The organism is Paramuribaculum intestinale, assembly GCF_003024925.1.
In the GTDB taxonomy this organism is placed as follows: Bacteria; Bacteroidota; Bacteroidia; order Bacteroidales; family Muribaculaceae; genus Paramuribaculum; species Paramuribaculum intestinale.
In genome coordinates, this window is record NZ_PUED01000299.1 from 1 (window position 1) to 2,016 (window position 2,016).

Here is a 2,016-nt window from a genome sequence, read left to right on the forward strand (position 1 = left end):
ATTTTAAATATTTCTAGCGGTTCAGCAGCTAATAATCCATGAACATCCTCAGATTTCAAACGCTCAATGGGGTCTATCTCATTGGTCTCATCTACAAGAATATTGTTTAAATCATAATCTCTCAAAAATTGGAGTTTTTGAGAGTCTCTACATATTGATTTGTATCTATGATACAGCTGAAATTCCTGAATATTATCTTTCCTACACTCTGGCAGACGTCCATTGGATTCAAAGAAATCTACAATCTCTTCAAACGCATTGACAAGAGGTAGCTGAGATGCCGTTGGCTTTTTTACTTCACGACGAGCAAGGAGGCCGAATTTATCGGTCTCTTTCAAAGCAGTTAGAATCTCATCTCTTGTCATATTGATTTATTTAGTTGATTGTGTGAGATTTTTAAGGAAGCACAAGGATTCTGCTAACCTTTTTTCAAATGGGTCTATTGAATCGAGATTGGGTTCTCTTCCGAATTTCGAGAAAAACTCATTTATAAGAGGCCAATTATCAAGCGCTTCTTCTTCCGTAATATCGATTTTCATCGCACGGATAGTATTCTGTATTGCCTTAAACACCTTGGAATCTAATTGTTTTGAAATTATCTCGTATGCCTGATTGAACGGATTTATCGAGTAGATTAGATCCATGTTCAAGTCCGCTACATTCAGCAGCGAGGCAAATTTGATTATCTTTTTATTAAGTGATTCTTCTGATTCTGATGCAGGATCGGAAGACTTTTCGGTTCCTCGTACGGCATTGAGGAAAGAGTCAACCACTATATAATCACTGAGTTGTTTAACTTCATCTCTTGATAGATCAGAGTACAATTCCTCAATAACTTTAGGAATAAGATGCTTTGTAAGGGTTTCCGGAGGTACGGCTCCCATCATCGCACCCTGAATGTTAGGGTTCTGATATATTCTTGCCTTCAAGTCGACAAGGTCATTATCTACAATATCTTTTACTGCTTGGGATTTAATCGGACGGTATCCTGATATATTTATTACAGGTTCATCTGTATTTGTGCCGTCTTCATTGGTTTTTGGGGTAAAGTTGTATTTGGGAGCAACAACCTCTTCCATTAGCAGGGAAGCGGATATAGCTTTCAGTATATCATTGATACAATGAGTTACCTGTTCTCTTTCAGCATCCGGCTCTGCTATCAAATTTGTAAATTGAGCGTGGGTCTTATTCTCGCTATCTCTCGTGCAGCGACCTATTATTTGGACAATCTCAGTCAGAGAACCTCTATAGCCAACAGTGAGTGTGGTTTGACAATATTTCCAGTCAAAACCCTCTTTAGCCATTCCCAATGCGATGATAATATCAATATCATCAACGTTTTTCATATTTCGAAGATAGTTTTGCACCTTATCTCTATCGCTCCCTGGAGTGACTAAATCCGCAACTTTTAATTCTTTGCCTGTGCTTGTTATAATATGATAGATGTTGTTCTCATCTACATGGTCAAAAGTACCAATAATATCAACCAATTGATCAACCTCGTAAAGTTTTTCTTTGGTTGATTCGGCAGAATTGACATTGGGTATATAGATAATAGTCTTTTCATCAAGGTTCAAAACATCTTTTATGGAATTTAAGTAACCTTCTTGATAAAAATGAAACCCTATTCCCAATGATTTAAGATATTGATAGCCATTTAGTTGTTCATAGTAGTTGTAGGTTACACGGCCATGTCTAAACTTATATTCATCCAAGGGAGAAAGCACTGCCGTACAATCGCCTCGGAAGTAAGAGCCTGTCATAGCCAAAACATGAGCATTCGTATTGGCCATGATGTCTCGAATTAAGTTGCCAAGTTTGTTATCTGCTTCCGCCGATACGTGATGAAATTCATCAATCGCCAGAAGTACGTCATTAAATGATTGATTCCCAATCTTCGCATATGCAAATCTGAGAGTCGAATGAGTGCATATCAAGATTTTCGCGTCTTCTGAATCATCCTGAAGAAAGCGAATGAGTATATTGGTTAGCGATGCGTCCGCACCGGGTGCACAG

Annotated in this window: 2 protein-coding genes; both read right to left on the minus strand. The window is 38.1% G+C overall.

Annotation, left to right across the window (positions count from 1 at the left end):
* Nucleotides 1–365: hypothetical protein (locus C5O24_RS12950; RefSeq protein WP_205961124.1), on the minus strand; the 365-nt coding region annotated here is incomplete at its 3' end.
* Nucleotides 366–371: 6 nt separating this feature from the next.
* Nucleotides 372–2,016: DEAD/DEAH box helicase (locus tag C5O24_RS12955; protein ID WP_107681950.1), on the minus strand; the 1,645-nt coding region annotated here is incomplete at its 5' end.